At 68.1% G+C, this 25,006-nt stretch carries 25 protein-coding genes and 4 tRNA genes; 12 read left to right on the top strand and 17 right to left on the bottom strand.

Annotated elements, in window-relative coordinates:
• The 3 genes from NJ4_RS06820 to NJ4_RS06810 all read right to left on the bottom strand — a co-directional run.
• Positions 1–456 (bottom strand): sirohydrochlorin chelatase (locus NJ4_RS06820; protein WP_169799222.1); only part of this gene is annotated, 456 nt, incomplete at its 3' end.
• Positions 457–536: 80 nt separating this feature from the next.
• Positions 537–1,283 carry a phosphoadenylyl-sulfate reductase gene (locus tag NJ4_RS06815; RefSeq protein WP_067432120.1) on the bottom strand — a complete coding sequence of 249 codons (747 nt, stop codon included), beginning with the start codon at positions 1,281–1,283 and terminating at the stop codon, positions 537–539.
• Between the two features lie 173 nt (positions 1,284–1,456).
• On the bottom strand, positions 1,457–3,160 hold the full coding sequence (locus NJ4_RS06810; RefSeq protein WP_067432117.1) for a nitrite/sulfite reductase: 1,704 nt from the start codon (positions 3,158–3,160) through the stop codon (positions 1,457–1,459).
• A 435-nt stretch (positions 3,161–3,595) separates the two neighbouring features.
• Between NJ4_RS06810 and NJ4_RS06805 the strand changes: the two genes are divergently transcribed.
• Positions 3,596–5,053: a glycine hydroxymethyltransferase gene (locus NJ4_RS06805; protein ID WP_067432105.1), complete on the top strand. Its 1,458-nt coding sequence runs from the start codon at positions 3,596–3,598 to the stop codon at positions 5,051–5,053.
• A 33-nt stretch (positions 5,054–5,086) separates the two neighbouring features.
• Here the strand turns inward: NJ4_RS06805 and NJ4_RS06800 are convergent, their stop codons facing one another.
• From NJ4_RS06800 to NJ4_RS06780, 5 genes are all read right to left on the bottom strand, one after another.
• Positions 5,087–6,334: an RNA polymerase sigma factor gene (locus NJ4_RS06800; protein ID WP_067432102.1), complete on the bottom strand. Its 1,248-nt coding sequence runs from the start codon at positions 6,332–6,334 to the stop codon at positions 5,087–5,089.
• Positions 6,331–6,681 carry a YciI family protein gene (locus NJ4_RS06795; RefSeq protein WP_067432093.1) on the bottom strand — a complete coding sequence of 117 codons (351 nt, stop codon included), beginning with the start codon at positions 6,679–6,681 and terminating at the stop codon, positions 6,331–6,333. The genes NJ4_RS06800 and NJ4_RS06795 overlap by 4 nt, the downstream gene beginning before the upstream one ends.
• On the bottom strand, positions 6,678–7,040 hold the full coding sequence (locus tag NJ4_RS06790; RefSeq protein ID WP_067432090.1) for a YciI family protein: 363 nt from the start codon (positions 7,038–7,040) through the stop codon (positions 6,678–6,680). The genes NJ4_RS06795 and NJ4_RS06790 overlap by 4 nt, the downstream gene beginning before the upstream one ends.
• Positions 7,033–7,392, bottom strand: coding sequence for a YciI family protein (locus NJ4_RS06785; protein ID WP_067432079.1), 360 nt, complete (start codon positions 7,390–7,392; stop codon positions 7,033–7,035). Before NJ4_RS06785 ends, NJ4_RS06790 begins: the two co-directional genes overlap by 8 nt.
• Before the next feature lie 148 nt (positions 7,393–7,540).
• Positions 7,541–9,190, bottom strand: coding sequence for an acyl-CoA dehydrogenase family protein (locus NJ4_RS06780; protein WP_067432077.1), 1,650 nt, complete (start codon positions 9,188–9,190; stop codon positions 7,541–7,543).
• Between the two features lie 17 nt (positions 9,191–9,207).
• Here NJ4_RS06780 and NJ4_RS06775 point away from each other — a divergent pair, with 17 nt between their 5' ends.
• Together NJ4_RS06775 and NJ4_RS06770 are read left to right on the top strand one after the other, a co-directional pair.
• The gene (locus NJ4_RS06775) at positions 9,208–10,194 is read left to right on the top strand and encodes a YihY/virulence factor BrkB family protein (RefSeq protein ID WP_245644490.1); all 987 of its coding nucleotides are present in this window, start codon (positions 9,208–9,210) and stop codon (positions 10,192–10,194) included.
• Positions 10,195–10,285: 91 nt separating this feature from the next.
• The gene (locus tag NJ4_RS06770; RefSeq protein ID WP_067432074.1) at positions 10,286–11,380 is read left to right on the top strand and encodes a potassium channel family protein; all 1,095 of its coding nucleotides are present in this window, start codon (positions 10,286–10,288) and stop codon (positions 11,378–11,380) included.
• Between the two features lie 41 nt (positions 11,381–11,421).
• Here NJ4_RS06770 and NJ4_RS06765 read toward each other — a convergent pair whose 3' ends face one another.
• On the bottom strand, positions 11,422–12,285 hold the full coding sequence (locus NJ4_RS06765; protein ID WP_067432071.1) for an SDR family oxidoreductase: 864 nt from the start codon (positions 12,283–12,285) through the stop codon (positions 11,422–11,424).
• Positions 12,286–12,381: 96 nt separating this feature from the next.
• On the opposite strand from NJ4_RS06765, the gene NJ4_RS06760 reads away from it, so the two are divergent.
• Entirely contained in the window at positions 12,382–12,756 is a 375-nt protein-coding gene (locus NJ4_RS06760; RefSeq protein ID WP_067432068.1) for a winged helix-turn-helix transcriptional regulator, read from the top strand.
• A 22-nt stretch (positions 12,757–12,778) separates the two neighbouring features.
• On the opposite strand, the gene NJ4_RS06755 is transcribed toward NJ4_RS06760, so the two are convergent.
• From NJ4_RS06755 to NJ4_RS06740, 4 genes are all read right to left on the bottom strand, one after another.
• On the bottom strand, positions 12,779–13,726 hold the full coding sequence (locus tag NJ4_RS06755) for an acyl-ACP desaturase (RefSeq protein WP_067432065.1): 948 nt from the start codon (positions 13,724–13,726) through the stop codon (positions 12,779–12,781).
• A gap of 126 nt (positions 13,727–13,852) precedes the next feature.
• Positions 13,853–13,927: transfer RNA gene (locus NJ4_RS06750), tRNA-Val, on the bottom strand.
• Between the two features lie 42 nt (positions 13,928–13,969).
• Positions 13,970–14,040: transfer RNA gene (locus NJ4_RS06745), tRNA-Cys, on the bottom strand.
• 20 nt (positions 14,041–14,060) lie between these two features.
• Positions 14,061–14,133 (bottom strand) — tRNA-Gly (locus tag NJ4_RS06740).
• A 128-nt stretch (positions 14,134–14,261) separates the two neighbouring features.
• Between NJ4_RS06740 and NJ4_RS06735 the strand changes: the two genes are divergently transcribed.
• The gene (locus NJ4_RS06735; protein ID WP_067432062.1) at positions 14,262–15,083 is read left to right on the top strand and encodes an aminotransferase class IV; all 822 of its coding nucleotides are present in this window, start codon (positions 14,262–14,264) and stop codon (positions 15,081–15,083) included.
• 43 nt (positions 15,084–15,126) lie between these two features.
• Here NJ4_RS06735 and NJ4_RS06730 read toward each other — a convergent pair whose 3' ends face one another.
• Complete coding sequence (locus NJ4_RS06730; RefSeq protein WP_245644489.1) at positions 15,127–15,558, bottom strand: SsgA family sporulation/cell division regulator; 432 nt, start codon at positions 15,556–15,558, stop codon at positions 15,127–15,129.
• A 151-nt stretch (positions 15,559–15,709) separates the two neighbouring features.
• Between NJ4_RS06730 and NJ4_RS06725 the strand changes: the two genes are divergently transcribed.
• Positions 15,710–15,781: transfer RNA gene (locus tag NJ4_RS06725), tRNA-Val, on the top strand.
• Positions 15,782–15,953: 172 nt separating this feature from the next.
• On the opposite strand, the gene NJ4_RS06720 is transcribed toward NJ4_RS06725, so the two are convergent.
• On the bottom strand, positions 15,954–17,957 hold the full coding sequence (locus NJ4_RS06720; protein ID WP_067432059.1) for a sulfatase family protein: 2,004 nt from the start codon (positions 17,955–17,957) through the stop codon (positions 15,954–15,956).
• Positions 17,958–18,093: 136 nt separating this feature from the next.
• Between NJ4_RS06720 and thrS the strand changes: the two genes are divergently transcribed.
• The 3 genes from thrS to NJ4_RS06705 are packed head-to-tail and all read left to right on the top strand — an operon-like array spanning position 18,094 to position 21,425.
• Positions 18,094–20,097 carry a threonine--tRNA ligase gene (gene thrS, locus NJ4_RS06715; RefSeq protein ID WP_067432055.1) on the top strand — a complete coding sequence of 668 codons (2,004 nt, stop codon included), beginning with the start codon at positions 18,094–18,096 and terminating at the stop codon, positions 20,095–20,097.
• Positions 20,098–20,109: 12 nt separating this feature from the next.
• Positions 20,110–20,640: an HIT family protein gene (locus tag NJ4_RS06710; RefSeq protein ID WP_067432052.1), complete on the top strand. Its 531-nt coding sequence runs from the start codon at positions 20,110–20,112 to the stop codon at positions 20,638–20,640.
• Complete coding sequence (locus tag NJ4_RS06705; RefSeq protein ID WP_067432050.1) at positions 20,637–21,425, top strand: inositol monophosphatase family protein; 789 nt, start codon at positions 20,637–20,639, stop codon at positions 21,423–21,425. The genes NJ4_RS06710 and NJ4_RS06705 overlap by 4 nt, the downstream gene beginning before the upstream one ends.
• On the opposite strand, the gene NJ4_RS06700 is transcribed toward NJ4_RS06705, so the two are convergent.
• Positions 21,418–22,566 (bottom strand): N(5)-(carboxyethyl)ornithine synthase, encoded by a 1,149-nt coding sequence (locus NJ4_RS06700; RefSeq protein ID WP_067432048.1) that lies wholly within the window; start codon positions 22,564–22,566, stop codon positions 21,418–21,420. The two genes, NJ4_RS06705 and NJ4_RS06700, sit on opposite strands and share 8 nt — an antisense overlap.
• Positions 22,563–22,694, bottom strand: a complete 132-nt coding sequence (locus NJ4_RS26885; RefSeq protein ID WP_281178263.1) for a hypothetical protein — start codon at positions 22,692–22,694, stop codon at positions 22,563–22,565. Before NJ4_RS26885 ends, NJ4_RS06700 begins: the two co-directional genes overlap by 4 nt.
• A gap of 94 nt (positions 22,695–22,788) precedes the next feature.
• On the opposite strand from NJ4_RS26885, the gene pgsA reads away from it, so the two are divergent.
• The 3 genes from pgsA to NJ4_RS06685 all read left to right on the top strand — a co-directional run bounded on the left by pgsA (position 22,789) and on the right by NJ4_RS06685 (position 24,973).
• Positions 22,789–23,406: a phosphatidylinositol phosphate synthase gene (gene pgsA / locus NJ4_RS06695; protein ID WP_067432046.1), complete on the top strand. Its 618-nt coding sequence runs from the start codon at positions 22,789–22,791 to the stop codon at positions 23,404–23,406.
• A gap of 81 nt (positions 23,407–23,487) precedes the next feature.
• A complete protein-coding gene (pdxS, locus tag NJ4_RS06690; protein WP_067432041.1) occupies positions 23,488–24,402 on the top strand; it encodes a pyridoxal 5'-phosphate synthase lyase subunit PdxS in 915 nt (304 codons plus the stop codon).
• Positions 24,353–24,973, top strand: coding sequence for a DUF6891 domain-containing protein (locus NJ4_RS06685; RefSeq protein ID WP_157550845.1), 621 nt, complete (start codon positions 24,353–24,355; stop codon positions 24,971–24,973). The genes pdxS and NJ4_RS06685 overlap by 50 nt, the downstream gene beginning before the upstream one ends.
• Positions 24,974–25,006 lie beyond the last annotated feature (33 nt).

The raw sequence follows: 25,006 nt of genomic DNA, 5'->3' as shown, positions 1-25,006 counted from the left end.
GAGACGACCGACGGCCTGGTTGGCCAGCGGGTCGCTCGAACCGGCGGCGGCCAGCACCAGCGCGTCGAGCTCGCGGACACGGGCCTGCTTGAGCGACTCACGCAGCCGCAGGTCAAGCACCTCGAGGAAGGCGGTCTCGAGACCGAGGATCTCGGTGGCCCGGATCTGGAGGCCCTCGTGGCGGGCGATCTGCGCGGCCACGGCGGAGGGCACGTCGACCTTGGCATGGAAGGCGTCGCTGAGGAGGAGCGGTACGACGACGATCTCGTCGTAGCCGGCTCGGACCAGCTTGTTCACGGCCGTGCTGAAGGACGGCTTGGCGAGCTCGAGGAACGCGGTCTCGATCCGCAGGTCCGGGCGCATCGCACGAACCTCGTTGACCAGGGCCGTGATCGTCTCGGCCGAGCGAGGATCACGACTTCCGTGAGCAAGGGCAATCAGAGCAGGAGCAGTCATGGTGAACTGCCTCCCTTCACGAGCGTGTGGTGAACGACGTCGTTGTCGCCTGTGGAACTCATTGGTGTCGAGCTGACCGACTACGAGTGGATCCCGCATTCGGTCTTGTTCTGACCGGCCCAGCGGCCGGAGCGTGGGTCCTCGCCGGGGGCGACGCGTGCCGTGCACGGCCAGCACCCGATCGACGGATAGCCGTCGTAGACGAGCGGGTTGACCAGGACGCCGTTCTCGGCGATGTACTGCTCGACCTGCTCATCACTCCAGCGGGCGATGGGCGAGACCTTGACCTTGCCCTTCTTGGCATCCCAGCCGACCACCGGTGCGATCACCCGGTTGTGGGTCTCCGCGCGACGCAGGCCCGTGGCCCAGGCGTCGTAGTTGGCCAGCGAGTCCGCGAGTGGCTTGACCTTGCGGATCGCGCAGCAACGGTCGGGGTCGGTCTTGTAGAGGTCCTTGCCGAACTGTGCGTCCTGTTCCGCGACGGTGAGGTCCGGCTTGATGGTGACCAGGTTGACGTCCATCGTGGCCTCGACGGCGTCGCGGGTGCCGATGGTCTCCACGAAGTGGTAGCCGGTGTCGAGGAACACCACGTCGACCCCTGGGGCCACCTTCGCGGCCAGGTGGGCGAGCACGGCGTCGCCCATGGACGAGGTCACGCAGAACTTGGAGCCGAACGTGGCGACGGCCCACTCGATGATGTCCTCCGCGGGCGCCAGCTCGAGCTCGGCACCGACGTGCGACACGATCTCGCGCAGCTCCTCGGGGGAGCGGTCGGCGGTGTGTGAGCCGCGGTAGGCGGCGGCCGCCGTCGTCGTTGCTGCAGTCATTCGCCACCTCCTGGGGTGGGTCGGATCATTCCGAGCATCTTGACGGTGAAGGCCCGAAGGCATGAGCGGCATTCCCAACCGACCTGCTCGCCCTCGTGGGGCCACAGGTTCTCGTCCCCGCAATAGGGGCAGTGGAAGGGCTGTGCTCTCTCAGACACGGGCGCGCTCGCTCATCAGACTGCCTCGAGTGCCTTCTCGCCGCGCAGCGCCTCGTCATCGGCGCGCTGGACCCAGACGGCGAATGGCTCGCCGTCCTCGCGCTGGTCGAGGTAGGAGTTCACGACGTTGGTGACGTAGTCGTCGAGGCCCTTGCTGGTCACCTTGTGGGCACGCAGCTTCTTGCCCAGGGCGTTGATCAGGCCGATGCCGCCGCCGAGGTGCACCTGGAAGCCCTCGACCTGGTTGCCGTCGGCGTCGAGGACGAGCTGACCCTTGAGGCCGATGTCGGCGATCTGGGTGCGGGCGCAGGCGTTGGGGCAGCCGTTGACGTTGACCGAGATCGGGGTGTCGAGCTCGGGGAAACGGCGCTCGAGCTCGCCGACCAGGTCGATCGCGCGCTGCTTGGTGTCGACGATCGCCAGCTTGCAGAACTCGATACCGGTGCAGGCCATCGTGGACCGGCGCCAGTGCGAGGGACGCGCGGTGAGGCCGATGGTCTCGAGCTCGTCGGCGAAGGCCTCGACCTGGTCACCGTCGACGCCGATCACCACGATCTTCTGGTACGCCGTCAGCCGGGCTCCGGCGGCGCCGTACTTCTCGACCAGGTCGCCGAGTCGGGTCAGCACGGTGCCGTCGATGCGGCCCACGGTGGGCGTGATGCCCACGTAGAACTTGCCGTCGTTCTGCTCGTGGATGCCGATGTGGTCGCCGTTGGCGCTGGCGAACTCGGGGGAGGTGCCGTCGACCAGCTTGCGCTTGAGGTACTCGGTCTCGAGCACGTCGCGGAACTTCTCCACGCCCCAGTCGGCGACCAGGAACTTCAGGCGGGCCTTGGACCGCAGGCGCCGGTAGCCGTAGTCGCGGAAGATCGCGATGACGCCTTCCCAGGCATCGGCCACCTCGTCGAGCGGGATCCAGACGCCGAGCTTCTTGGCAAGCATCGGGTTCGTGGACAGGCCGCCGCCGACCCACAGGTCGAAGCCGGGGCCGTGCTCGGGGTGGTCGACTCCCACGAAGGAGACGTCGTTGATCTCGGGCGCCGCGTCCAGGCTCGGGTGCCCGGAGATCGAGGTCTTGAACTTGCGCGGCAGGTTGGAGTACTCCGGGTTGCCGATGTAGCGGCGGCGGATCTCGGCCAGCGCGGGGGTGCCGTCGATGATCTCGTCCTTGGCGACGCCGGCGACGGGGGAGCCGAGGAAGCCGCGCGGGCAGTCGCCGCAGGCTTCGAGGGTGTCCAGACCGACGGTCGAGAGGCGCTCCCAGATCTCGGGGACGCTCTTGATGTCGATCCAGTGGTACTGGATGTTCTGCCGGTCGGTGATGTCGGCGGTGTTGCGAGCGAAGTCGGTGGAGATACCGCCCAGCACCCGCAGGGCCTCCGCGGAGAGGAGGTTGCCGTCACTGCGCACGCGCATCATGAAGAACTTGTCGTCGAGCTCCTCTTCCTCGAGGGCGGCCGTCTTGCCGCCGTCCAGGCCGGGGGCGCGCTGCGTGTAGAGGCCCATCCAGCGGAAGCGGCCGCGCAGGTCGGCCGGGTCGATGGAGTCGAAGCCGCGCTTGGCGTAGATGTTGCGGATGCGCGCCTCGACATTGAGGGGGTTGTCGTCCTTCTTGGACTGCTCGTTCTTGTTCAGCGGCTCGAGGTAGCCGAGGGCCCACTGGCCTTCACCGCGCTTGGGGCGGGGGCGGGGCGTGCGTGCTGCGGGAGCGTCGTTCATCGGATTCCTTCGGCGCTAAAATCTTGACGCGCGATGCGAGGCTCCGACGCTGCGACATTGAAACGTCGGGTTGGCCTGCGACCGGCGCCCGTGGACTTGTCTGTCGGGGCGCCCGCTGCTCAGTGGGGGCTGGGCTGCGGGAGGGTCAGGAAGGCCAACACATCATGCTGCTGATGCGCCCGTAGTCCACGTGGCGGCGGGCCACGAGGTACGTGTGCGTTGCAGCGCTGATCATGGGTAGGAGTCTCACCCTGCGGACGTCGCTCCCACAACCGGCAATCTCATGTCGTGGGATGTGAGTCCAAGATATGAGATCACAGGTGATGCCTACCGCCTGCGAGCGGAACCCGACGTGGGCCAGGTCACTCCGGCCCGCGGGGGTCCGATGCGGGTGGATGTGGGCAGGACCGTGGGTGGGTCACTAGTGTGTGCGCCATGACCGACCTGTCTGCCCAGAACCTGTCCGGCCTGACCAGCTCCGCCTACCGGCAGGCGCTCGAGGTGATCGCCTCGGTGGAGCCCCGCATTGCGGACGCCACGCGCCAGGAGCTGGCCGACCAGCGCTCCTCCCTGAAATTGATCGCCAGTGAGAACTACGCGTCGCCGGCCGTGCTGCTCACGATGGGCACCTGGTTCAGCGACAAGTACGCCGAGGGCACCGTCGGTCACCGCTTCTACGCCGGCTGTCAGAACGTGGACACGGTCGAGACGCTCGCCGCGGAGCACGCCCGTGAGCTCTTCGGGGCGCCGTACGCCTATGCGCAGCCGCACTCGGGCATCGACGCCAACCTGGTCGCGTTCTGGTCGATCCTCGCCCACCGCGTCGAGGGTCCCGCCTTGGAGAAACTCGGCAAGAAGAACGTGAACGAGCTCACCGACGCCGACTGGGAGACGCTGCGCCACGAGCTCGGAAACCAGCGCCTCCTCGGGATGTCGCTCGACTCCGGTGGCCACCTCACGCACGGCTTCCGCCCCAACATCAGCGGCAAGATGTTCCACCAGCAGCAGTACGGAACCGACCCCGAGACCGGTCTGCTCGACTACGCCAAGGTCGCGGCGAAGGCTCGCGAGTTCAAGCCGCTCGTGCTGGTCGCCGGCTACTCGGCGTACCCGCGCCGGGTGAACTTCGCCAAGATGCGTGAGATCGCGGACGAGGTCGGCGCCACCCTGATGGTCGACATGGCGCACTTCGCCGGCCTGGTCGCGGGCAAGGTGTTCACCGGTGAGGAGAACCCGGTTCCCTACGCGCACATCACCACCACCACGACGCACAAGTCGCTGCGCGGCCCGCGCGGTGGGCTCGTGCTGGCCCAGGAGGAGTATGCGTCCTCCGTCGACCGCGGCTGCCCGATGGTGCTCGGCGGCCCGCTCTCGCACGTGATGGCCGCCAAGGCCGTGGCGCTGGCCGAGGCCCGCCGGCCCGAGTTCGCGACCTACGCCCAGAACGTCGCCGACAACGCCAAGTCCCTGGCCGACGGGTTCATGACCCGTGGCGCCAAGCTGGTCACCGACGGCACCGACAACCACATCGTCCTGCTCGACGTCTCCTCCTTCGGCCTGACCGGCCGCCAGGCCGAGTCGGCACTGCTCGACGCTGGCGTGGTCACGAACCGCAACTCGGTCCCGGCCGACCCGAACGGTGCCTGGTACACCTCCGGGATCCGGTTCGGTACGCCGGCCCTGACCACGCGCGGCTTCGGCCACGACGAGTTCGACAACGTCGCCGAGCTGGTCATCGACGTTCTGAAGAACACCTCGCCCGGCACCACGAAGGCGGGCACGCCGTCGAAGGCGTCGTACACCTTGGCCGACGGCATCGCCGACAAGACCCATGCCGCCTCGGCCGAGATGCTCGACAAGCACCCGCTCTACCCGGGTCTCGACCTGGCCTGAGCTCGCTGGTCCGCCGGTTGCTGGAAAACCTCCTCAACCGGCGGTGCGGTCGCGGCGCCCCACGAGATACGCGCGCTCGGCGTCGTTGCGGCACAGGGCGATCGCCTCGTCGTACGCCGAACGTGCCCCGTCGCCGTCTCCCGAGCGGGTCAACAGCTCGGCGCGCACGGCGGGGAGGCGGTGAGAACCCGGCAGTGAGATGCCCTCGAGCGCAGCGAGACCGGCCTCGGCACCTTCGGCCTCGGACACGGCGACCGCGCGTGCCAGCCGGGTTGCGGGCGAGGACGTCACCTGGAGAAGCAGGTCGTACGACGCCACGATGCGCGGCCAGGCTGTCTCGGCTGCCGAGGGGGCGAGAGCATGCTCGGCAGCGATTCTGGCCTGCAGCACGTAGCCGGCGGCGGTCGCGGTCATCGGGCGGAGCAGGCTGGAGTGATCGAGCTGGGAGCGAGCCTCGGCGATCTCGTCGTGGTGCCAGCGGGTGCGATCCTGGTCGGCAAGCAGCACCAGCTCTCCTGCCTCCGAGAGTCGCGCGTCGCGGCGTGAGTGCTGGAACAGCATGAGCGCGAGCAGGGCGAGGAGCACGGGCTCGTCGGGGCGTTGGGCGAGTGTGACCCGCACCAGCGAGATCGCCGAGCCGGCCAGCTCGGCACGCAGCAGGTCGGGCCCGCTACCCGGCGCATAGCCGGCAGTGAAGGCCAGATAGGCGGTCTGGGCGACGGCGTCGAGACGATCGGGCAGGTCCTCGACGGACGGGACGGCGAACGGGATGCCGGCGGTGACGACCTTCTTCTTCGCCCGGGTCAGGCGCGCGGCCATGGTCGTCTCCGGGACCAGGAACAGCCGGGCGATGTCGTGGGTGCTCACACCGACCACCAGGCGCAGGGCGAGCGCGCTGGCCGCCTCACGCGAGAGAGCCGGGTGCGCGCACATCATCACCAACCTGAGCAGGTCGTCGTCGACCACGCCTCCGGGATCGGCCATCACCCGACCCGACTCCTGCCGCCGTTCGGCATCGGTGACCAGCAGGACGCCCTTGCGTCGCGCCATCGACTCCGCCCGGAGCTGGTCGACCAGGCGTCGTCGTGCGGTGGTCAGCAGCCACGCGGCGGGGTTGTCGGGCACACCGCGAGCGGGCCAGTGTCGCGCGGCCGCCTCGACGGCGTCCCCCAGTGCGTCCTCAACCAGGTCGAGCCGGCGGTAGTGCCCGAGCAGCAGGGACGTCAGCCGCCCCCACTGCTCGCGCACGGTGGCGTCGAGGACGCCGGCCGGATCCGTCACGCCGTGATCGTGATCGTCGGCCGGATCTCCACCGCATAGGCCGGCGGCAGGATCGCGGCCGCCGCGATGGCGTGGTCCATGTCGGGCAGCTCGACGTCGTAGTAGCCGCCGATCATCTCGACCGTCTCGACGAACGGCCCGTCGGTGACCGACTTCGCACCGTCGAGGTGACGCACGGTCGTGGCCGTGTCGGTGTCGGCCAACGCGGCCGACGAGAGCTCGTTGCCGTGCTCCGCGACGTACGTCGAGAACGCCTCGTGCGCGGTGAAGTAGGACTGCTGCACCTCGGCTGCCGCCTGTTCGAAGCCGCCCGGTTCATAGGCGATCAGGAACACGTAGCGCTTCACGACGGACGCTCCTCGGGTACGACGCAGGGTCGGACTTCGACCGCGTCACCGAGCGCGGCAATGATCTTGCAGCACTCCACGAGGTCGTCGGGGTCATCGGTCTCGACCTTGTAGAAGCCACCGACCTGCTCGGCCGTCTCCACGTAGGGGCCGTCGGTGACATCGGTGCCGCCCGGCTGGACCGTGCGGGCGGTGCTGGTCTGCTGCAGCTCGGCACCGCCGACGATCCTGTGCCCACGCCGGACCAGCTCGGCGCCGAACCTGTCGTACTCGGCGTACCCGTCCTTGCGCTCCTTGAGGCTCATGGTGCTCCACCAACGATCGGCGTCACCCAGGATCAGCACCACGTACTCAGCCATTGCACTGCTCCAGACGTCGGAACTCGATGAGCTCACCACGGGAGGCGAACCGGGCGCAGATCTCGCGCAGGTCGGCCTCGTCGTCGGACTCGATGAAGTAGAAGCCGACGATCTGCTCGACCGACTCCGTGAACGGGCCGTCGGTGACGGTGGCGCCGCCGGCTCCGTCGGGCCTCATCGACGTGGCCTGTGCTGAGGGCTCCAGAGGGCTGACGGCGATCAGCTTGTGGCCGCCGGCCTCCAGGTCGTTGTGGAACTGGCCGTGCGAGGCCATCCCCTTCTCGTGTTCCTCCGGTGGCAGCTGTGCCCATTCGGCCTCAGGGGCGGGCAACAGGATCAGGTAGCGACTCATCTTCTTCTCCTTGTTGTGGAGGCCGCGGGTGTGACCTCACCACCTTGACGGACGGGGGGTGCATGAATCGACAGGTCAGCGAGAAAACTTCACCACCCGGTGGCGAGGCCGATGGCAGCGATGGTGGGGTGCGCCTCGGTCGGCAGGCTCACGCAAGCGTGGGAGTGGTGCGCTCGACGATGGCGCGCAGGTCTCCACCGGCGAGCGTGCCGAACGTGCCGTTGTACGTCGTCCCGAGTCGTGAGCCGCAGAACGCGTCGGCGATCTCCGGAGGTGCGAACCGCACCAGTAGTGATCCCTGGAGGCAGGCAGCCATCTGGCTGGCCAGGCGACGGGCGCCGACCTCGAGGTTGGCCGCATCTCCCAGCAGGGACAGGGCATTCTCGATGGCAGCGTCGAGGCGCGGGTCCGCGCCCCGGGCCAGGCCGACCTCGGTGATCCACGCATTCAGGACCTCGGGTTCCCGGGTCAGTGCCCGCAGCACGTCGAGCGCGTTCACGTTGCCCGAGCCCTCCCAGATCGAGTTCAACGGCGACTCGCGGAAGAGCAGGGGCATGCCCGACTCCTCGACGTACCCGTTGCCGCCCAGGCACTCCAGGGCCTCGGCGACCATGAACGGGGTGCGTTTGCAGACCCAGAACTTGGCCAGCGGCAGCGCGATGCGGCGCAGCGCGGCTTCGTGCGCATCGTTGGGCCGGTCGACGGCAGCCGCGAGGCGGATCGCCAGTGCCGTTGCGGCCTCTGACTCCACGGCGAGGTCGGCGACCACGTTCTGCATCAACGGCTTGTCGGCCAACAGCGACCCGAAGGCCGAGCGGTGAGCGACGTGCCACGACGCCTCGGCCAGCGCGCGCCGCATGAGGGAGGCCGAGCCGAGCACGCAGTCCAGACGGGTGGCGGCCACCATCTCGATGATGGTCCGCACGCCGCGACCCTCGTCGCCGAGTCGTTGCGCGAATGTGCCGCGGAACTCCAGCTCGGAGGATGCGTTCGACCGATTCCCGAGCTTGTCCTTGAGTCGTACGACGTCCAGCTGGTTCCTGGTGCCGTCCTCCAGAACCCGTGGCACCACGAAACACGTCAGTGCCTCGTTGCTCGGCCGGCCCTCGACCTGGGCCAGCACCAGGAACACGTCGTTCATCGGCGCCGAGGTGAACCACTTGTGCCCGTACAGGGCGTACTCGCCCTCGGTGGAGGTGGCCCGGGCCTCGGTGACGTTGGCGCGGACATCGGAGCCGCCCTGCTTCTCCGTCATGCCCATGCCGGCCAGGGCGCCCTTCTTCTGGGCCGGGGCGCGCAGGCCGAAGTCGTAGGTGGTGGAGGCCAGCAGCGGGCTCCACTCCTTGGCGATCGAGGCATCGGCACGCAGCGCGGGGATGGATGCGTAGGTCATCGAGATCGGACAACCGTGGCCGGGCTCGGTCTGTGACCAGGCGAAGAAGCCGGCCGCGCGGCGCACGTGCGCGTGGGGCGTGTCGGTCTCCCAGGGCGTGGCGCCGAGTCCGTGACCGATGCCGCGCTCCATCAACCAGTGCCACGAGGGGTGGAAGGTGACCTCGTCGACGCGGTTGCCGTAGCGGTCGTAGGGAACCAGTGTGGGATGGAACTCGTTCGCGAGCATGCCGTGTTCGTGTGCTTCGGCCGAGCCGGCCTCCGCGCCGAGGTCGATCAGGTCGCCGACGACCGAGGCATCCGAATGTCGCGTGACGGCTTCGGTGAGTGCCTTGTCCGAGGTCACGACGTTGTGACCGGAAAGTGGCGGTGCCTGGTTCGTCGTTGCGCGAATGTCGGTGCTCATGTCGCTACCGTAGGCCCATGTCCGCCACGAACAAGCAGGACGGACTCGCGATCCGCCTGGTCCGGCTGCTGTGGCGACTGGTCGTGACCACGGTGTCTACGTGCATGCGCTACCGGGTCACCGGACTGGCCGCGGAGGCGGCGTTCTTCGCGGTGCTCTCGATGCCGCCGCTGATCTTCGCGATGGCCGGCTCGATCGGCTATGTGGGGGACAGGTTCACCGACAACCAGGTCCAGCAGGTGCGTGACGCGGTGATCGACCTCTCCAGCCGCGCTCTCACCGACAGCGCCGTGGACAAGATCATCGTGCCGACGTTCGACGACGTGCTCGCGGGCGGCCGTTTCGACGTGATCTCGATCGGCTTCATCTTGGCGCTGTGGTCAGGCTCCCGCGCACTGAACGTCTTCGTCGACACCATCACGATCATGCACGGCCTGGGCGGGCACCGCGGGATCGTCAAGACGCGCGCCCTGTCGTTCCTGCTCTACGTGCTCGGCCTGCTGACGGGCGTGGTCACCATCCCGCTCGTGGTGGCCGGCCCGAGGCTGGTCGACGACTGGCTGCCGGACCGGCTCGACTTCCTCAGCGATCTCTACTGGCCGGTCGTGATCGTGCTGTGCATCTGCTTCCTCGCCACGCTCTACCACGTGTCCGTCCCCGTGCGGACGGCCTGGCGCTACAACCTTCCCGGGGCCACGTTCAGCCTGGTCTGCTGGGTGTTCGGCTCCTACCTGCTGCGTTGGTTCCTGACTGTCACGGCCACCGACTCCAAGTCCGTCTACGGGCCACTCGCGGCGCCGATCGCGATCTTGCTGTGGCTCTACCTGGTCTCGATCGCGGTGCTGATCGGGGCCGCCCTCAACGCCGCATGCGACAGCGTCTTCCCGCAGAACTCGACACAGAAGGCGCGGATGGAGCTGATGCGGCGCATCAACGCGGTCCTGCCCAACCGCATCACCGATCGCTACACGTCTCGCGAGTCGCCGGACCCGGCTGAGCAATGACGCCCCGTCCACGTGCCAGACTGACGCCCGTGCCCACCCCATTCGCCTGCGCCGAGCATGGGTCGGTCGTCTCCCGGTCGGTGGGGCGCTGATGCAGCACGACGACAACACCGTCCAACGTGTGCTCCGGGGCGTCGTACTCCCGGCCCGGATCCGGTCACCGTGGTGGGAGCTGGGACGTCGCCTGTTGATGGCATTGGCCATCCTGACCGGAACCGTTGCGCTGGTCTACCTCGATCGCGAGGGCTACTACGACAACACCGACCCGACCAAGAAGGTCGACCTGGTCGATGCGATCTACTACACGACGGTCACGCTGAGCACGACCGGCTACGGCGACATCACGCCGTGGTCGACGTCGGCGCGACTGGTCAACGCATTCGTGATCACCCCGGCCCGCATCGCCTTCCTGGTGCTGTTGATCGGTACGACGCTCGAGGTGCTCGCCGCCCAGGGCCGAGAGATGTTCCGGGTCGCCCGGTGGAGGAAGAAGATGCAGGAACACGTCGTCGTCATCGGCTACGGCACCAAGGGCCGCAGTGCCGCCAACACTCTGGTGCAGAACGGCACCGACCCGGAGACGATCGTGGTGGTCGACCCGCGGTCCACGGCCCGCGACGAGGCGAACGCCGACGGGCTGGCCGTCATCGCAGGCGACGCGACCCGGCGTGACGTGCTGCGCAGGGCCGGCGTCGCGCGGGCCAGCCAGGTGATCATCACGACCGACCACGACGCCAACACGATGATGGCCACCCTGACCGTGCGCCAGATCAACCCCGAGGCCTACATCGTGGCCGCCGTCCGAGAGCAGGACAACGTGCCCCTGGTGCGTCAGAGCGGCGCCGACGCCGTGGTCACCTCCAGCGAAGCGGTGGGCCGTCTCCTCGGGCTCTCCTCGATGTCTCCGACACTGGGCGAGGTGATGGAGGACCTGATGACCTACGGCACCGGCCTCGAGGTCGCGGAGCGTGACCTGCTGGTCAAGGAGGTCGGCAAGCAGCCCCAGTCACTGCCCGACCAGGTGATCGCCGTGGTGCGCGACGAGCAGGTCTACCGCTACTTCGATCCGGTGGTGACCCAACTGGCCCGCGGCGACCGCCTGATCGTCGTACGCCCGGCCAAGGAGCAGCCGTGGGCGCCGCGGCCCGGCACCCACAACGAGGACTCCTCGCTCGACGACGACTGACTGCCGCTGTCGTCGACAGGCCGCCCCGGGCAGTGGGGCGCTCAATCGGCGGAGAGCGCCTCGCGCAGCCCGTCGAGCAGCGGAGTGGTCGGGTGACCGATGAGCTCGCTCAGCTCACCGTTGGTCACCCCGAGAAGGCCGTCACGGGTGTTGCCGTCCAGGGCGACCAGGAACCCGGCCGTGCCCTCGTCGACGCCGGCTGCGACGAGGAGGCGCTGGTGCTCGTCGGGGTCGACGTTGCGCAGTGTCACCGCGCGCTCGACGGTCTTGGTGATGGCATCGGCCAGCTCCTGCTGATCCCATGAGGTGTCGCCGGACAGCTCGAAGACGCGGCCAGCCGTGGTGTCGTCGAGCAGTACGACGGCAGCGGCCTCGGCGTAGTCGCGGCGGCTGGCGCTGGAGATGCGGCCGCCACCTGCGCTGGTCAGCAGTACGCCGGTCTGCCCGGCCTGCTCGGCGGCCTGGACATAGTTCTCGGTGTACCAGCCGTTGCGCAGGATCGTGGCAGGCAGTCCGGACGCGGCGATGAGTTCCTCGGTGGCCTTGTGCTCCGGCGCGAGGACGAGAGCGGTGTCGTCAGCCTTCGGTGCGCTCGTGTAGACGAGACGCTTGACGCCGGCCGCCTTCGCGGCATCGATCGCGTTGCCGTGCTGTACGACGCGCTGACCCAGCTCGTTGCCCGAGATCAGCAGCACGGTGTCGTCGGGGGAGAACAGCTCGGCCAGGGTCGCGGGATCGCTCAGGTCGATCGACCGGGTGTGGACGCCCCGGGCCGCGAGGGCCGCGAGCCTGTCGGCATTGCGTCCGGCCGCGACGATGTCGTGGGCAGCGGCGCCGCGGTCGAGGAGCGCGTCGACGGTGAGGGCGCCGAGCTGGCCGGTGGCGCCGATGACGATGTAGGACATGGGGTTCCTTTCGGTGGATGCTTCCACCGACTCGAACGAGCGAGGGACCGCCATACTTCCCAATCCACAGTACGCACTTTGAAGTAAGGTACTGACATGGTGGTCAGTGAGTCGGCGTTGAGGGACATCCCGGGGCTGGAAGGCGGAGTCTTCCCGGCCCAGTGTCCGAGCCGGACGCTGCTCGATCACGTCACGAGCAAGTGGGGCGTGCTGGTGCTCCTCGCGCTCGGCTCAGAGACGATGCGGTGGAGCGAGCTGCGCCGTTGCATCGAGGGGATCAGCGAGAAGATGCTCGCCCAGACCCTGAAGACCCTGGAGGCCGACGGGCTGGTCCGCCGGGTGGCGCAGCCTGTCGTGCCTCCGCACGTCGAGTACAACCTGACCGAGGCCGGCCGTGAGGTGCACGGGCACTTGCTGCCCCTGATGCGCTGGGTCGGCACGAACGCCGACCGCATCATCTCGGCGCGCTGAGCACCACCCGCGAGATGGGCGATCAGACGGCCCGCTGTGCCGACGTACGGGCTGCCTTCTTGGCCGCTGCCTCGGCGCGGCGCTCGACGAACCGGGTCGCCTCGGTGTCCAGGGCAGCGACCGCGGCCGCGAGCTCCTCGCGGGCCTTCTCCCCGTCGTCGTCGAGACCCTCGAGGTCCCAGACGCCCCACTGTCGCAGCAGCGGAGTGACGATGTCGTCGTGGTGGATCCGCAGGTCGTAGATCCCGGCCTTGGCCATCGCCACCGCCTTGCGCGAGAAGCCGGGGATGATGTTGCCGGGCATCTGGAAGCCGACGACCTCCTCGGTGATCGCGCGCATGGTCTGGCTCGGCGCCAGCGCGAGGGCTGCGCTGACGATGTTGCGGTAGAAGATCATGTGCAGGTTCTCGTCCTTGGCGACCCGGGAGAGCAGCTTCTCGGCGACAGGCTCCTCGGTGTAGCGCCCGGTGTTGCGGTGCGAGACCCGGGTGGCGAGCTCTTGGAAGGACACGTAGGCGCAGACGTTGAGCAACGGCTTGTCCACGGAGTCGTAGCCGACCTCCATGGTCTCCATCCGGGCCCGCTCGAGCTCGACCGGATCGACGCCGCGGGTGACCAGCAGGTAGTCGCGGATGCAGAAGGCATGGCGACCCTCCTCCGCGGTCCAGCGGTTGACCCAGGTGCCCCAGGCGCTCTCGCGGCCGAAGGCGCGGTCGATCTCCCGGTGATAGCTCGGCAGGTTGTCCTCGGTCAGCAGGTTGACCTCGAGCGCCGTACGAGCGATGGGGGACAGCCGTGACTGCGCGAGCTCCCACGGTTCACCGCCCAGGTCGGCGAAGTCACGGCCGAGGCTCCAGGGCACGTACTCGTGCGGCATCCACTCATCTGCCGTGGCCAGGTGTCGGTTGAGGTTCTCCTCGACCGTCGATTCGAGTTCTGCGAGCAGATGGGCACTTTCGAGAGCAGCCATGAGCCATGCCTACACCTGCAGCGGCCCGGAGACCAGAGGCGCGGCAGAACGGATGCCGTCCGATCTCGACAGGATGAAAAGCGAACAGCCCCCGCCGCCGCTTCAGCGGCTCGGGGGCTGTTCGTGTGGTGGGCGATACTGGGTTTGAACCAGTGACCTCTTCCGTGTCAGGGAAGCGCGCTACCGCTGCGCCAATCGCCCGTGATGTCCCAAGATCCCACATTCCGGCGGATCGGGCTATCGAGGTGGAGACGGGATTTGAACCCGTGTAGACGGATTTGCAGTCCGTTGCCTCGCCTCTCGGCCACTCCACCGTGGAGGCAGAAACTCTCCGAGCGGACAACGAGACTCGAACTCGCGACCTCAACCTTGGCAAGGTTGCGCTCTACCAACTGAGCTATGTCCGCTTGCAACCTCCGGCGGACCGGCGGTGCGAAGAGAACATTAGCCGAGAGCCCCAGACACGCAAAATCGGGGTCAGGAACCGCGTGTTGGAGGGTCTGCGCGGCACCCGGAACCGGGCTACATTGCAGGCATGCGTGCATGGATCAACGGTCAGCTGCTCACCGATCCGCGGGGTCCCGCGATCACCATCTCCGACCACGGGTTCACCGTCGGTGACGGTGTCTTCGAGGCGATCAAGGTCATCGACGGCCACGCCTTCGCGTTGACCCGACACGTCGAACGCCTCGCCCGCAGTGCGGGTGGACTGGGCCTTCCGCCGGTGGATGCGGCGGTGGTCGTCGGGGCGGTCGAGGAGGTGCTTGCCGGCCAGGAGCTGCCCCTGGGGCGGATCCGGATCACCTACACCGGAGGAGTCTCGCCGCTCGGCTCCGGACGCGGCGATGCCCCGGCCACCCTGGTGGTCGTGGCGGCGCCGATGGAGCCCTACCCGGAGACCACGTCGCTGGTCACGGTGCCGTGGCCTCGCAACGAGCGTGGAGCGCTGGCCGGGCTCAAGACGACCTCGTACGCCGAGAACGTGGTCGCCCTGGCGCATGCTGCCGAGAATGGCGCGTCCGAGGCGCTGTTCGGCAATCTGGCCGGCAACGTCTGTGAGGGCACCGGCAGCAACCTCTTCTATGTCGTCGACGGTGAGTTGCGCACCCCCACACTGGCCAGCGGATGTCTGGCAGGGGTCACTCGCGCACTGGTGCTCGAGTGGTACGGCGGCCGCGAGGTCGACGAGCCGTTGTCCGTGCTGGACCGGGCGTCGGAGATGTTCCTGGTCTCCACGACGCGTGACGTGCAGGGCGTCCATGCGCTCGACGGACGAGAGCTGCCCGCTCCGGGGCCGATCACGCGGGAGGTCGCGGCGGTCTGGGCGGAGCGAGAGCCGCAGCACCTCGACCCCTGAGGTCGGACCGAGGCCGACCCTCGGTCCACCGAGGGTCACGGCATCACGCGGTGAGCAGCTGGCCGATCAGTTGGTCGACGTCGATGTGCATGCTCTCGGTGCCGACAGGGACGCAGGCCAGAGTGCGGTTCACGAAGCGGGTGATCTCCGCGGTCGGCGCCTGCACCAGCAGCTCGCCGTCGGGGGAGGAGAGCTCGATGATGACGACGGCGCGGCCGTTGGCATCCAGGCAGGGCCACACGTGCACGTCGCCCTCGCCGGCAGGGTCGGTGAGGCCCTGGGTGAGCAGTTCGCGGGCGAAGGTCCACACGACCTCACAGATCTCGGTGCGGAACGTCGCGGTGACTGCGTAGGGGTCCGTGGCGTGGTAGCCGAGCGTCGCCTCGAGCACCACGGACTCGCCCTCGGAGTCGACGCAACGCATGGTCACTTCCTGCGTCACGATGCCCGACGAGGCACTGCGGTTGAACGTCATCTCGGTTCCTCCCTGGAGCTGGGTGTCAGAGATGAAACGGGGCTCCGGGAAAATCATGACGCTTGTCAAGATGAAATCTGGATCACATTCTGAAGTCGGGGCGGATTGTCTCTCCTCGCGGCAGATGCGCTACAGTTCCGGTCGCACCTGCGGGCGATTGGCGCAGTGGTAGCGCGCTTCGTTCACACCGAAGAGGTCACTGGTTCGAACCCAGTATCGCCCACCGAGTTCTTGCAGGTCAGAGGCCGGTTTCCAGCAATGGGGACCGGCCTCTTGCATCTGCCGCTGCGAACGACGTCGAGTGCACGATCCGTGTCGGATCCAACGGGATTCTCGACATGGATCGTGCACTCGACGCAGTCTGCGGTGCTGCTCACCGAGCAGCCTCCGGTCGATCAGCGGAGGTCTTCGGGGAGCAGGAACTCGCACTCGGGCCCGACGCAGGTGCGCGCACGGATCAGGACCTTGTGGAACTCGCGCAGGATCGCAGACCGCCTCGGGTCCAGGGCCAGGTTCTTGTACTCGTTCGGGTCGGCGCGGACGTCGTACAGCTCCTGGCGGATGTTGGTCTTCGGGTCGCCGGGCTCGGCCTGCCACTCCGTGTAGAGGTACTGCCCGGTGCGGATGCCGGTGACCTTGCCCAACATCATGTCCGGGCTGCGGGCTCCGACAGGCTGGGTCTTCGCCAGCGCCTTCTTGGCGGCATTCGTCGGCGTGGTCTCGGTGAGCACCACTCGGCTCCAGGAGTCCGTGGCCGACTCGTCCCCGAGTCGGGCCACGTCGAGCAGGCTGCGGCCGTCGACGGGTGTCGCGACCTTGGCGTCACCGAGGTCGGCGAAGGTGGAGGCGTAGTCGATGGAGAGGAAGGGGTCGGTGCGGATCTCTCCCTTGGGGATGCCCGGTCCCCGCATCAGCACCGGCACCCGCAGCGACGGCTCGTAGGGCAGGATCTTGCCGGTCGGGATGCCCTGCTCACCCAGGAAGTAGCCGTTGTCACTGGTGAAGACGACGAGGGTGTTGTCCAGCTCGCCGGTCTGCTTGAGGTCCTTGATGATGCGCTTGACCGCACCGTCGACGACGTAGAGCGCCTCGGCCCGCTGCCGGGTCAGGTTGAGCACCTCCTTCATCTTCTTCTTCGACGGGTGCCCGCCCAGGCGCTTGGGCTTGTCCTTCTGACGGTCCGGGTCCTTCCACGAGGCGCCGGGCGCCTCCTTGATCACGTCGTCGAACGCGCCCCACATGCGCTTGGGCCGCGCCGGCGTCTTCACGTTCGGCGGGTCGTCGGACTCGCGCGGTCCGCCGTGGTGCGGAGCGGTGAACGAGAGGTAGTGGAAGAACGGGTCGTCGCTGGCGGCCGACTTCTTGAGGATGTCCTCGGTGATGTCGGCGTACGCGTTGGTCTGGTACTTGCCCTGCAGGTTGACGTAGCCGTTGCCGTTGTCGTTCAGGGTCGTGTCCCAGTAGCGGTAGGTGCCGCCGTCGTCCGGGTCGCTGGGGGGCAGGCCGCCGTCGATCGAGCCCTGCCAGTTGTCCCAGCCCGGGGGGACGTACTGCGTCGAGGTGCCGGTCTGCTTGCCGGGCTCGGGCGCGCTGCCGTACTCGTTGAGGTACTTGCCGAGGTACGTCGTGTGGTAGCCCGCCTTCTGGATCCACACCGGGAACGTCGAGGAGTCGTCGAAGGACGAGAACCCCCACGGCGGCTCATGCGACCACACGCCGTGGTTGTGGGGGTAGAGACCGGACATCACCGATGCCCGGGCCGGGCAGCACAGCGGGAAGCTGGCCATGCCGTTGGTGAAGTTGACGCCCTGCTTGGCGATCAGCTTCTGCACGTTGGGCATGTATTGCAGGTCGTCGGTGCGCATGTCGTCGACCATGATCATCAAGACGTTGGGCCGCGGCGTCTCCTTCGCGGTGGCCGTCACCGGCTTGGCGCCGTCAACGGCGACCGCGACCTTCAACGTGGAGGCGTCGCCGACGCACGAGCGTTCGAAGTTGACGCGGGTGAGCAGCGAGGTGGGCTCGGCGACGACGGTCGGCCCGCACGTGTCGGTGCCTGCCGTTCCCTTCCGAGTCAGGTTGGTGGTCCTGCCGTTCACGGTGATCGCCAGCCTGTCGTTCCACGGCTTGGCCGCGGTGCGCACCGAGACGCTGACCGTCGGGCCCGAGTTGTCGACGTACACCCTGGTCTTGCGCGGCTCGTCCTTGCCCGAGTCGTACGGCGACTGGGGGAGGACGACCTCGGTCTTCGTGACCGGGTCGTCCTTGACCTGCTCGTAGACCACGTAGCCACCGCCGGCGACGAGGACAACGGCAAGTCCGACCAACAGCGCGCGCTTGTTCTTCTGCATCAAGTCCTCAGTCCGGGAGCGGACCCGGCGCGGTCGCGCGTCAGGCACGCGTCGATGGTAGTTCCGCGCGACAACGCAGACCGAAACCGGCGCGCGTGGTGAACGGGCCGACGGATACGATTGCCGCGTTCCGCCCGGGCACCCGTGCAGAACGAGCCGCAGCCACGATCAACAAGGAGCCACCGTGTCCGACATCAAGGTCGTCCTCGCCCACGCCGATGCGCGCGAGGAGCAGACCGTGACGACGGGCACCAGGGCCTGGGAGCTGTTCAAGGACGACCCGAACGTGATCGCGGCCCGGGTCGGTGGGGCCCTCAAGGACCTCGCTCACGAGCTCGCCGACGGTGACGTCGTCGAGGGCATCGCGATGGAGAGCACCGACGGGCGCGACATCCTGCGTCACTCCACCGCCCACGTGCTGGCGCAGGCCGTGCAGGACCTCTTCCCGGAGGCCAGGCTCGGGATCGGACCGCCGATCGAGAACGGCTTCTACTACGACTTCGACGTCGAGACCCCGTTCCACCCCGAGGACCTCGCCAAGATCGAGACCCGGATGCGCAAGATCATCAAGGAGAACCAGCGCTTCGAGCGGCGCCCGATCTCCGACGCCGACGCCATCAACGAGCTCCAGGACGAGCCCTACAAGATCGAGCTGATCGGCCTCAAGGGCGGCGGCTATGCCGAGGACGCGGCCAACGAGATCGCCGAGGGTGCGAACGTCGAGGTCGGCGCCGGCGAGCTGACCATCTACGACAACCTCAACCGCAACGGCGAGACGGTCTGGAAGGACCTGTGCCGCGGTCCGCACCTGCCCACCACCAAACGCATCCCGGCGTTCAAGCTGATGCGCAGCGCGGCGGCGTACTGGCGCGGCGACGAGAAGAACAAGCAGCTCCAGCGCATCTACGGCACCGCGTGGGAGACCAAGGAAGCCCTTGAGGAGCACCTGCACCGCATCGAGGAGGCCGAGCGCCGCGACCACCGCAAGCTGGGCCGCGAGCTCGACCTGTTCAGCTTCCCCGACGAGATCGGCTCCGGTCTGCCCGTCTTCCACCCCAAGGGCGGCGTGATCAAGCGCGCCATGGAGGACTACGTCCGCGAGCGGCACATCGAGGAGGGCTTCGACTACGTCGGTACGCCGCACATCGCCAAGGAGGAGCTGTTCCACACCTCCGGGCACCTGCCCTACTACGGCGAGGGGATGTACCCGCCCCTCGACGTCGACGGCATGGACTACCGCCTCAAGGCGATGAACTGCCCGATGCACAACCTGATCTTCCGCTCGCGGCAGCGTTCCTACCGTGAGCTGCCGTTGCGCCTGTTCGAGTTCGGCCACGTCTACCGGCACGAGAAGTCCGGCGTGATCCACGGGCTGACCCGGGTGCGGGGCTTCGCCCAGGACGACTCCCACTCCTACGTCACCCCGGAGCAGGCGCCCGACGAGGTCGCCCACCTGCTGAACTTCATGATCAGCCTGTTGCGCGACTTCGGGATCGACGACTTCTACCTCGAGCTCTCGACCCGGGACGCCTCGAAGGACAAGTTCATCGGCTCCGACGACGACTGGGCGGTGGCCACCAAGGTGCTCGAGGACGTCGCGGTCGCGACCGGCCTCGACCTGGTGCCCGACCCGGGCGGGGCGGCGTACTACGGCCCCAAGATCTCCGTGCAGGCACGAGACGCGATCGGCCGCACCTGGCAGATGGGCACCGTGCAGTACGACTTCAACCAGCCCTCGGCCGACCGCTTCAACCTGGAGTACGTCGCCGCGGACGGTTCCCGTCAGCAGCCGGTGATGATCCACTCGGCCAAGTTCGGCTCGATCGAGCGGTTCATGGGCGTGCTCGTCGAGCACTACGCCGGCGCGTTCCCGCCCTGGCTGGCGCCGGTGCAGGTGCAGGGGATCCCGATCGCCGAGCGCCACAACGACTACCTGCTCGACTTCGCCAAGAAGATGAGGACCCAGGGCCTGCGGGTCGAGGTCGACCTCTCCGATGACCGGATGCAGAAGAAGATCCGCAACGCGCAGCTGCAGAAGGTGCCGTTCATGGTCATCGCCGGCGACAACGACGTCGAAGCTGGCGCGGTGTCCTTCCGCTACCGCGACGGCCGCCAGGACAACGGGGTGCCGCTCGACGAGGCGATAGCCCGGGTCGCTGCCGCGGTCGAGTCCCGCGAGCAGGTCTGACCGGGCGCCCTGATGACAGCGGAGGAGAAGCGCGAGCAGGGCACGGGCCAGCCCGACGGGTTGGAGCGGATCTGGACGCCGCACCGGATGGCCTACGTGCGCTCGGACATGACCGGTGACGGGTGCCCGTTCTGCAACATCCCGGCCCTGCCCGACGAGGACTCACTGGTGGTGGCGCGGGGTGAGCAGGCGTACGTCGTCCTCAACCTGCACCCCTACAACCCCGGCCACCTGATGGTGGTGCCCTATCGCCACGTGGCCGGGTTGGAGGACCTGACCCCGGAGGAGTCGGCGGAGCTGATGGCGCTGACCCAGCGCGCGATCGTGGTGATCCGCAGCATCAGCAACCCGCACGCGTTCAACGTGGGGCTCAACCTGGGCGGGCCGGCCGGCGGGTCACTGGCCGATCACCTGCACCAGCACGTCGTGCCCCGGTGGTCGGGTGACGCCAACTTCATCACCGTGGTCGGCGGAACCAAGACGCTGCCGCAGCTCCTCCAGGACACCCAGAACCTGTTGGCCGACGCCTGGGACCAGGCGTGAGCTGGCGCTTCGACCTGCCGGCCGACGTCGAGCTGGCCACCCACCTGGTGCGCGAGGCGGGCCGCCTGGCCGCCCGGATGCGCACAGACGGAGTCGACGCGACCCGCAAGACCGACGTCGCCGACATCGTCACCGCCGCCGACCACGCCGCCGAGGACCTCATCGTCAGCGCTCTGCGTGAAGCCCGCCCCGACGACGCGATCGTGGGGGAGGAGGGCGCCAACCACGCCGGGACGTCAGGCCGCACCTGGGTGATCGACCCCGTCGACGGCACCTACAACTTCTTCCGTGGCATGGACTGGTGGTGCTCCGCGCTGGCCCTGACCGATGCTGACGACGTACTGCTGGGGGCGGTGCACCACCCTCCGTCCGACCAGGTGTTCGTCGGCGGCCCCGGGCTCCCTGCGACCCGGGACGGCGCTGCCCTACCGCACCTGGTCGACGTCCCGCCGGACCAGGCGTGCGCCTCGACCTACCTGCACCCGCCGTTCTACGACGGCCAGGTCGGCGCCGCGTTCGGCCGCGCGGTCAACCGCGTGGCGACGCTTCGGATGCTCGGCTCCGGGACGATGGACTGCGTCGCGATCCTGCGAGGCCAGTGCGACGTGATCTTCCAGCACAGCGTCCCCGACTGGGACCGGTTGCCCGGTGTCGCCTTGATCCGCAGTCTGGGAGGAGAGGCACGCGTGGTGCGCGCCGCCGGTGTCGACTGGCACGTGGCCGGACTGCCGTCCGTCGTCGCGGCCGTTGCGGAGGCACTGGTCGGGGACCATGTGGTCAGCTGATGAGCACCCCTGCGTCGGTGCGGTTCTGGAACGCCAGGATCGCCGGGTTGATGATCCGGCCGTCCTGGATCTCGATCGCCCGCTGGATGGTCTCGTTCGCGGCCCACGCCTCAGGTCCGGCGAGCACCGTCTCGACGAACGGCAGCAGTGCGGCGCTGTTCTCCCACGTCGCCGAACCCCAGAGATACGACGGGCTGTGGTCCACGGCGTAGTAGCCGATGTGGTTGCCCACCTCGAACATCGGGTCGTCGAAGGTGGTCGGTCGCGCCCAGCTGAAGCCCATGCCCTCGTCGCACGAGACATCGACGACCAGGCTGCCGGGCCGGAAGGCGTCGAGGTCCTCGGTGCGCAGGTAGGTCAACGGTGCCGCGGTGTCCTGCAGCGTGCAGTTGACCACGATGTCGCTCTCGGCCAAGAACGGCGCCAGGGGCACCTTGCCGGCGTCGGTGAACACCTGGCTCAGGGCCGGTGCCTCCGGGTTGTGCTCGAACCGGTGGATGCGCACCGAGTGGATGGGTGAGGCGACTGCCGCCACCTCGCGGATGGTCAGCACGCGGACGTCGTGGATGCCGCTCGCGCTCAACGCGGTGACCGCACCGCGGGCGGTGGCACCGAACCCGATGACGACCGCGGTGAGCTTGCGTCCGTAGCTTCCGGTGATGCCGCCCAGGGTGAGGGCGTGCACGACGGAGCAGTAGCCGGCCAGCTCATTGTTCTTGTGGAAGACGTGCAGCCCGACCCCGCCGTCGTCGGTCCAGTGGTTCATCGCCTCGAACGCGATCAAGGTCAGCTTGCGGTCCACGGCGGCCTGAGTCAGGGCGGTGTCCTGCACGCAGTGGGGCCAGCCCCAGAGCACCTGCCCGTCGTGCATGGCCTCGACATCGGCCTGTTGTGGCTTGGGCAGCAGTACGACGTCGGAGGTGGCGAGCAGCTCCTCTCGCGTGGCGAATCCACCGACGAGCTCTGACAGCGAGGCATCGGTGTGGCCGAAGTGTTCGCCGTACCCGTGCTCGAGGGTGACCCGTGCGCGCAACTCGGGAGCGAGGCGGGAGAGGTGCTCGGGATGCAGGGGCAGGCGTCGTTCATTCTCCATCGAGGAGCGGGCGATCACTCCCAGGCTCAGGGCCTGTGGCGCAGTCACCGTTTCTTTTCGGAGAGCTTGTGCATGTCGGAGGCGGCGGCGGTCTTGGCGTGCTTCTCGGCCCGCTTCTCCTTGATGGACTTGGCGGACTTCTTGGACATTCCTTGCCGTGGCGACTTGTCGGCCATGGTGGCTCCCTGGTTGAAAGCCTGGTTGGCTCCGTGCCCTCCACGCTACGCCGAGGCTGCAACTGCGCAGGTGGGGCGGTACCCTGCACCCGCCATGTTGGAGAGATTTCGCGCATTCTGGACCAAATTGCTCAACCCCATTGCGAGGTTGTTCATCAAGCTCGGCATCAGTGCCGACGCAGTGACGTTCGTGGGGACCCTCGGGGTGTGCACGGGGGCCCTGGTGTTCTTCCCGCAGGGAAAGCTGTTGGCGGGTGTCCTGTTCATCACCGCCTTCGTCTTCAGCGACCTGATCGACGGCCACATGGCGCGCGTGACCGGCAAGACGAACCGGTTCGGGGCGTTTCTCGACTCCACTCTCGACCGGATCGGCGACGGTGCGATCTTTGGGGGCCTGGTCCTCTACTACGCCGGTCCCGGCGACAGCCGGCTCTATCTCGTGCTCTCCCTGCTGTGCCTGGTGATGGGTTCGGTGACGTCGTACGCCCGTGCCAAGGCCGAGGGCATGGGGTTCCACGCGAAGGTCGGCATCGCCGAGCGCTCGGACCGGTTGGTCTCGATCCTCGTGATGACCGGTCTCAGCGCGATCTTCGACCTGCCGATCCTGATGGAGGTGACGTTGTGGGCGCTGGCCGTGGCCAGCACGGTCACGGTCTTCCAACGGGTCTGGACGGTCCGTCGGCAGGCGTACGCCGAGGCCGCGAACTCCTGATCCCCGGCCTCACCGGGTGTCCGTTTTCCGGTCATCTGGGCCGGTTCAACTGAACGCCGTACAGGGCACTAGGCTGGAGCCATGGCAACTGATTCCCCCTCGTCCACCGTCGCCCAGGCGACGGGTACCTCCGGTGTGAAGCGCGGCATGGCCGAGATGCTCAAGGGCGGCGTCATCATGGACGTCGTCACCGCCGAGCAGGCCAAGATCGCCGAAGACGCCGGCGCCGTGGCCGTGATGGCCCTCGAGCGCGTCCCGGCCGACATCCGCGCCCAGGGCGGCGTGTCTCGCATGAGCGACCCCGACATGATCGACGGCATCATCGAGGCCGTCTCGATCCCGGTGATGGCCAAGGCCCGCATCGGTCACTTCGCCGAGGCCCAGATCCTGCAGTCGCTCGGCGTCGACTACATCGACGAGTCCGAGGTGCTGACCCCGGCCGACTACGCCAACCACATCGACAAGTGGACCTTCACGGTTCCCTTCGTATGCGGCGCCACCAATCTGGGTGAGGCACTGCGTCGCATCACCGAGGGCGCGGCGATGATTCGCTCCAAGGGCGAGGCCGGCACCGGCGACGTCTCCAACGCGGTCACCCACATGCGCACGATCAACGGCGAGATCCGCCGTCTCGGGGCGCTCAGCTCCGACGAGCTGTACGTCGCCGCCAAGGACCTGCAGGCGCCGTACGACCTGGTGAAGGAGGTCGCCGAGAACGGCAAGCTCCCCGTCGTGCTGTTCACCGCCGGCGGCATTGCCACCCCGGCCGACGCGGCGATGATGATGCAGCTCGGCGCCGAGGGCGTCTTCGTCGGCTCGGGCATCTTCAAGTCCGGCAACCCGGCCCAGCGTGCCGAGGCGATCGTCAAGGCCACCACGTTCTACGACGACCCCGACGTGGTCGCGAAGGTCTCGCGTGGCCTGGGCGAGGCCATGGTGGGCATCAATGTCGAAGACATCCCCCAGCCGCACCGGCTCGCCGAGCGCGGCTGGTGACCTGCCGCATCACATGGTGACTCGAGGAGCCCGGCGCACACCTGAGGAGGAGTTGGTCGACTTCGCCCGACTCCAGGTGCGTGCCGGGCTCCTGTCATCCGAGGCGATGCTCGCCGAGGTCATCGAGGCGACCAAGGCAGAGATGCCGGAGACGGACGCGTCAATCATGGCGCGCGCCTGGCTGGCCGGCGCGCGCAAGGACCTCGTCGCCGAGGCCGTGACCTGGCCGGCTGCGACCGACTTCGACACGCTCCAAGCCGTGTTCGCCGAGTGCGAGCAGCATGGCGTCCGCGTGCTGCAGGGGGTCGAGGACCACTGGAGGGCCAAGGCATCCCTGGAGCAGGACGGCTCCGGCCTGCGCGGCATCATGTGGTTCACCCAGCCTGACGTCTGGCACGCCATCGACGAGGGCATGCTCGAGGTGAACCTCTGGCACGCGTCGACCGCCAACGCGGCACCGGGCGACCACCTCCTCTCCGCGGTGCTCTCCTGCTTCTCGTGGCATGGTCTGTCGGCGAGGTTCGACGAGGGGCGCATCGAGGTCTCAGCCTTCTGGCACCGTCGCCCTTGATCCCTGAATGACCAGGTATCTCTGCCTGTACGA

Source organism: Nocardioides jensenii JCM 1364 = NBRC 14755, from assembly GCF_001552535.1.
Classification (GTDB): Bacteria; Actinomycetota; Actinomycetes; order Propionibacteriales; family Nocardioidaceae; genus Nocardioides; species Nocardioides jensenii.
This window is presented reverse-complemented; position numbering and strand designations above follow the sequence as displayed.

What these genes read in the sequence shown, in the direction of transcription:
- NJ4_RS06790 (WP_067432090.1), bottom strand. Translation starts at nt 7,040, where the DNA reads ATGGCTGAGTACGTGGTGCTGATCCTGGGTGACGCCGATCGTTGGTGG.
- NJ4_RS06785 (WP_067432079.1), bottom strand. Translation starts at nt 7,392, where the DNA reads ATGAGTCGCTACCTGATCCTGTTGCCCGCCCCTGAGGCCGAATGGGCA.
- NJ4_RS06815 (WP_067432120.1), bottom strand. Translation starts at nt 1,283, where the DNA reads ATGACTGCAGCAACGACGACGGCGGCCGCCGCCTACCGCGGCTCACAC.
- NJ4_RS06775 (WP_245644490.1), top strand. Translation starts at nt 9,208, where the DNA reads ATGTCCGCCACGAACAAGCAGGACGGACTCGCGATCCGCCTGGTCCGG.
- NJ4_RS06760 (WP_067432068.1), top strand. Translation starts at nt 12,382, where the DNA reads ATGGTGGTCAGTGAGTCGGCGTTGAGGGACATCCCGGGGCTGGAAGGC.
- pdxS (WP_067432041.1), top strand. Translation starts at nt 23,488, where the DNA reads ATGGCAACTGATTCCCCCTCGTCCACCGTCGCCCAGGCGACGGGTACC.
- NJ4_RS06810 (WP_067432117.1), bottom strand. Translation starts at nt 3,160, where the DNA reads ATGAACGACGCTCCCGCAGCACGCACGCCCCGCCCCCGCCCCAAGCGC.
- NJ4_RS26885 (WP_281178263.1), bottom strand. Translation starts at nt 22,694, where the DNA reads ATGGCCGACAAGTCGCCACGGCAAGGAATGTCCAAGAAGTCCGCCAAG.
- NJ4_RS06710 (WP_067432052.1), top strand. Translation starts at nt 20,110, where the DNA reads ATGACAGCGGAGGAGAAGCGCGAGCAGGGCACGGGCCAGCCCGACGGG.
- NJ4_RS06780 (WP_067432077.1), bottom strand. Translation starts at nt 9,190, where the DNA reads ATGAGCACCGACATTCGCGCAACGACGAACCAGGCACCGCCACTTTCC.
- NJ4_RS06735 (WP_067432062.1), top strand. Translation starts at nt 14,262, where the DNA reads ATGCGTGCATGGATCAACGGTCAGCTGCTCACCGATCCGCGGGGTCCC.
- NJ4_RS06805 (WP_067432105.1), top strand. Translation starts at nt 3,596, where the DNA reads ATGACCGACCTGTCTGCCCAGAACCTGTCCGGCCTGACCAGCTCCGCC.
- NJ4_RS06685 (WP_157550845.1), top strand. Translation starts at nt 24,353, where the DNA reads ATGTCGAAGACATCCCCCAGCCGCACCGGCTCGCCGAGCGCGGCTGGT.
- NJ4_RS06770 (WP_067432074.1), top strand. Translation starts at nt 10,286, where the DNA reads ATGCAGCACGACGACAACACCGTCCAACGTGTGCTCCGGGGCGTCGTA.
- NJ4_RS06730 (WP_245644489.1), bottom strand. Translation starts at nt 15,558, where the DNA reads ATGACGTTCAACCGCAGTGCCTCGTCGGGCATCGTGACGCAGGAAGTG.
- NJ4_RS06765 (WP_067432071.1), bottom strand. Translation starts at nt 12,285, where the DNA reads ATGTCCTACATCGTCATCGGCGCCACCGGCCAGCTCGGCGCCCTCACC.
- NJ4_RS06755 (WP_067432065.1), bottom strand. Translation starts at nt 13,726, where the DNA reads ATGGCTGCTCTCGAAAGTGCCCATCTGCTCGCAGAACTCGAATCGACG.
- pgsA (WP_067432046.1), top strand. Translation starts at nt 22,789, where the DNA reads ATGTTGGAGAGATTTCGCGCATTCTGGACCAAATTGCTCAACCCCATT.